The following is a 3124-nucleotide window of genomic DNA, read 5'->3' as shown; positions in this document are numbered from 1 at the left end:
TAATGGAGAAGATCGAGCATAATCTCTGGTGTTGTGAAACTTTGCATCAAAGGCAGCAATTGCATAATAATGGCAAATGTCCGCTCTTTTTCATTGAGACTTGTTGGCGCATCATCAACGACAATATCATATTCCAAACTGGTGATCATTTCGCGTGTGAGGGGCACATACTGGGCATTTTCGTCCCCAGCGATACGCACCAAACGCCCATCGGAAAGATAATTCTGAATAAGATAGAGGATAATTTTTCCCTGTCGTTGCCGATACCTTCGCAAACCATCGAAGAAGGAAGCCAACAAATTAAGCGAGGATTGGCGGCGTTGTTCTTCAAGGATTCCTGGTTGGTTGACAGCCCGTGTTCCAATAAACTCGGAAGACAATCCTGTAACTTGTTCAAGTGCACTTTTTGCTTCATTAAACAGTTGAAAGAAGCCTTGGGGGAATTGAGCAACGGGTTTAGGTTGTATTCTTCCCCCAGAAACGGCACCGCTTTTCAGCCAAGTAATGCTATCGGCTCTTGCCCAACTCTCAACAGCTTGTCGATCATCATCAAAAGCGTCGCGTTCTGCCATAATACCGCCTTTTGACTGGCTATTGAGCAAATACATCACTTGACTAAAATATTTATTAGCCCAGCGTTGAGGATCTTTTGTTGCTTTGACAATACCGTAGAATTGCCGGCTCAATTTATCAAAAGTACCGGTAATACACTCCCAGCCCAATTGACCTGCTGGCACCAAAGGCTTATCGGGTATCTCGAGCAATTTTCGCCCTAAAAAAGCACGTTTGACAATTTTTCTGGTCAATCTTGTTGCTTGAATATTAGGAAATTCTTTGTTTAATTTCTGGAAATCCTTTTCCAAATAATCGACAAATTTTCCGCTTAAAGGATCGAGGACTTTATAAACGACCTCGCGTTCGAACCATCGGCATTCAGCCAAAGTCACCATTTTAGGGCGTTGAGAACTGTCCTGCTCTTCCACATCACCAAGATAGCTTTGCCGCGTGCCCCCACTGGTTTGCTGCCACAATGTTTGATGTTTCACCCAATCGGCATGAAGATCGCTCCAATGAACATGGGGAAACATGTCTTGAGCGACATCCAGTGGTTTTTCATCGATATACCATAGGCGCTGTGCATCAATCAGATTAGATTTTACAGCACTTGCATCCCACACCATTTTCATAGGATCCAGTCGTGCAATGACGGGTTTTCCTTGTGGATTTTCTTCATAATCAAGTCTGGTATCTGTCCAGCCCATTCCGCAAATAATAGCATCTTGAAAGGCATCAGAATCCTCGTATTCTCCGTCGGCTTCATCACGAAACCATTCGGCTGCACCGGTGAGGATCTGGTTAGCGAAAGCCGCCCCTTCTTGCCGAGGAATAAATTGCACCTGCCGCTTATTATTGCGCTCGGTGCCAATCACCGCATTGATCAGCGGAGCAATGCGGTTAAAGGTCATAACCGGTCTATTTTGTTCGCGCAACACGGCGAGATCTTGCGCATTCCATTGCCGACCATTATAAAAATCGTAGTCTTCTTGGGCATTTTTTCGCCATTGCTCGACATGGCCAATATCATCTTGATACCAGCCAACGAGTTTTTTAAAGAGCGCTTGATGTTCAAGAGTTTCGAGTGGATCAAAAGAGTCTTTAGAAATATTCATTAAAAAGCCATCCATGAAGTTTGAGAATGGTAAGAAGAGCGATAAGCATTTTTTTTCGCTCGCATATGCGGCTGTTCATAAGCCACACACATCAATCCAAAGGCATCAGCACCATGGCTTGCCCAATCATGTTCAGCGCCCAGTCCGATATTGCGCTGTTCATCACGTTTTTCGTGATACCAAGCCAGTGCTTTTCGCCCAGCATTTGTTGTTTCACGATTAAACCATATGGCAGGAAACAAGCGTCTGACGGCTTCGATGCGCATTTTCACCGCGCCTGGCCCTTGGTTAGGAATAACCTTGGTTTGAAAACCAGCTTGTTGGAGAGCACTTTCAAAACTAACATTATAGACGCGGTCTTTGCTCGCCCCATCATGGGGCAAAACCATCAATGCTTTGTCATATCCGCGTTGAAACACCCATCCCACGTGCTCAGAGAGCGGCTGCCCTTGTGCTTCATAATAATCAAGCACCCGAATTTCGCGTCCCACAAATTGTGCGACCCACAAAGCGGTTGCATCGGCCTTTGCTCCGGTTCCACCAATATCCCAAAAAATTCTGACCTGCATCAGTGGGTCACGCGGCACTGTAGTAATACGCCCTTCGCGTGCAGCCTCAAGCAGAGCCTTTTGGTAATAAGCACCCTCAACATTTTGCAGATATTCGCCTTCCCAAATATGGTTATATTGCTCGGATCTTTGTTCTAAATCTGCCTTGCGATCTCGATTGAGCTTTTCGGGAAATTGTGGATTATCACGCCAATTAATTTCAGCACCTTTAATATTGGGATCATTGACATTTCTAAAACGTTTTTCCACGGGTGCATTTTCACGACAAGGATTCCATGTCACCCATAATTCTGCATTCCAATCGTCTCCCTCTTCGCGCAGAGTTGGAATAAGCGTTTGCCAAGCGGTTTCCGTCACCGGTTCAGCCTCATCCACCCAACAGAGAAAAACGCGCCCCATGGATTTAATACTTGCGATATTGCGATCAAGCCCAGCAAAGACATAAGAAATACGCCCATCCTTTGACTTGATATATTTATCGCCGATTTCATAATAGTCCTGTAAAAAAGGATAAGACTCGATTGCCCGTTTAATTTCCTCCAAAGAACTTTCATTGAGCGAATTTTGAAATTGCCTTGCACAAAGAATAATGCCCCTCTCTCCTGCTTTTCCATGCCGATAGCCCATCACCGCAGACATCAAAGCAAAGGAACGTGTTTTTCCAGACCCCCGTCCCCCCCAAGCGGCACGCACATCAGCTTTTCCAGTAAACACAGGAATAAGCTTTGGAATAAGAGCAATTTGCGCAGTTTTCATTCACCCTCAAGCACAATAATTTTCAAAAACCACTCCGCCAAAATCACACTCCCCAAATTCCATACTCTTGGGCCACGACACTCTCTAAACACCATATCCCCCAAACCCCACACCCAAAATCCCCTCAAA

2 protein-coding genes are annotated in these 3124 nt (G+C 45.3%); both read right to left on the bottom strand.

All coding sequences use genetic code 11. From position 1 onward, the window contains the following. The coding region (locus tag BN202_RS05370) for a portal protein (protein WP_034987538.1) at positions 1-1670 on the bottom strand (1670 nt) is incomplete at its 3' end. Beyond that, entirely contained in the window at positions 1670-2995 is a 1326-nt protein-coding gene (locus tag BN202_RS05365; RefSeq protein ID WP_019219580.1) for a PBSX family phage terminase large subunit, read from the bottom strand. The genes BN202_RS05370 and BN202_RS05365, both read right to left, overlap by 1 nt. Positions 2996-3124: the final 129 nt, after the last annotated feature.

The organism is Bartonella florencae, assembly GCF_000312525.1.
Lineage (GTDB): Bacteria > Pseudomonadota > Alphaproteobacteria > Rhizobiales > Rhizobiaceae > Bartonella > Bartonella florencae.
Note: the sequence above shows the minus strand (reverse complement) of the source record. Positions and strands in the feature narration are given on the sequence as shown.

Bases quoted from the DNA above. Each gene is read 5' to 3' on its own strand.
- BN202_RS05365 (WP_019219580.1), bottom strand. From the start codon at position 2,995: ATGAAAACTGCGCAAATTGCTCTTATTCCAAAGCTTATTCCTGTGTTT.